The sequence below is a fragment of the Enterococcus italicus DSM 15952 genome (assembly GCF_000185365.1).
In the GTDB taxonomy this organism is placed as follows: Bacteria; Bacillota; Bacilli; order Lactobacillales; family Enterococcaceae; genus Enterococcus_G; species Enterococcus_G italicus.
In genome coordinates this window covers 1-1,630 of sequence record NZ_GL622248.1, presented here as the reverse complement: position 1 = coordinate 1,630, position 1,630 = coordinate 1, and the positions used below count along the sequence as shown (strand labels likewise).

The window sequence follows — 1,630 nt, the reverse complement described above, 5'->3', positions numbered from 1 at the left end:
TATAGTGAACCCCAAAAGTTAGACTTTTTAACGAAGTAGATTAATTTCTACTTCGTTTTTTTAATTGTACTTTATTTTATACTGCAGAAGGGAATTTCTTCTGCAGTATAAAATAAAGTTTAAACAAGCGGCAGCGCGTTAGTAAGATGAGCGCTACGATACATATTTTAAACGATATTCAACGGGAGAAAGCCAATTTAACTTTGCTTTACGCCGTTTATGATTATAATAATGTATAAAATTTTGGATAGCTAATTTCAATTCTTCAAAAGAATGAAATACTTTTCCATAATACATACTTTGTTTCAAAATGCTAAAGAAGTTTTCCATTAAAGAATTATCTAAGCAGTTTCCCTTGCGGGACATGCTTTGAAAGATTTGTTTATACTTTAATCGCCTGACGTAGGCTTTCATTTGGTAGCCCCATCCTTGATCTGAGTGAAAGGTTCTGCGAAATGGACAATCACTTGTAATCTGGATAGCCTCTTCTAATCCCTCCATAATAGCTTTTCCATTTGGTGATGTAGAAATTCGATAGCTCAGAATTTCACTATTAAACATATCCATAAATGGATCTAAATAGAGTTTTTTTACTTGCATATTCCCAGCATTATCTTTGATATAATATTTAAATTCTGTTGTATCTGTAGTAATTTTTTGGTGAGGAACTGTTGTATGGAATCTTCTACGAATTTTATTTTTCGCAGTAGTACCTACGGTTCCTTTATAAGAATTATACTTTCTAGATTTACGTGTAAAAACTTTACATTGTATATTATTTTCTCTTTTTAATCTTTGAATCTTTTTGTGATTAACAACTTTCCCTCTAGCACGTAACTCTTGATTAATATAACGATATCCTACAGCTTCATAATTTCCTTCAAATATATCCCTAATCTCATTAATCAGATCTTGGTCTGGATTTACTTCGTCTAAACGATTTTTCCAATGATAGAAAGTGGCTTTAGCTAAGCCGATAAACGACAATATATCCTTTATATGAAATGATTTTTGGAGCTCACAGGCGATTTTCGTTAATTCTTTTTTTGTTGGCTTTTTCGCTTCTGTAAACTCCTTAGTTCTTTTAAATAGGCAATTTCCAGTCGTTGCATATAGTTTTCTTGTTCGAGTTCTTTGATGCGATCTTCAGTAGTTTGATTCTCTTTATCGAGATTTACGTTCTTTGTTTTATTTATACTTTTCTTTTTTTCTTCAGGCATTTTGGATGGTCTCCCTTTTGCATTTGAAAGTCCATCAATACCATTAGTTCTATATTTGGTAAGCCACGCGGAGATTAAAGCAGGATTATTTAATCCTATTGAATTCGCAACTTCACGAGTGGACATTTCATTAGTCAAATATAACTCTATCGCATTCAGCTTCTCTTGAACAGAATAAACTTTATTTTTTCGACTACGAAGTAGTCCATCAGGACCAAATTGAAGATATGAATTGACCCACTTTTGGACTATTGACTGGTGTAAATTATATTGATTTCCTAAAAATCTATAACCGCCTTTTTTGTTCAGATAGTCTTGAACGACTTTCATTTTGAACTCAAAAGAATATTTTGCCATAAAAAAACACCCCAAATCTTAGATTTTTAAGTCTAAGATTTGGGGTGCAGAAC

Annotated in this window: 1 protein-coding gene; it reads right to left on the bottom strand. The window is 32.0% G+C overall.

Annotated features, from left to right (window positions below; all coding sequences use genetic code 11):
* Positions 1–153 precede the first annotated feature (153 nt).
* Positions 154–1,577 (bottom strand): IS3 family transposase gene (locus HMPREF9088_RS12715; protein ID WP_420889674.1). Its coding sequence is split into 2 segments (ribosomal slippage): positions 154–1,038 and positions 1,041–1,577, totalling 1,422 coding nucleotides; the frame shifts between segments, so codons are not numbered across the junction.
* Positions 1,578–1,630 lie beyond the last annotated feature (53 nt).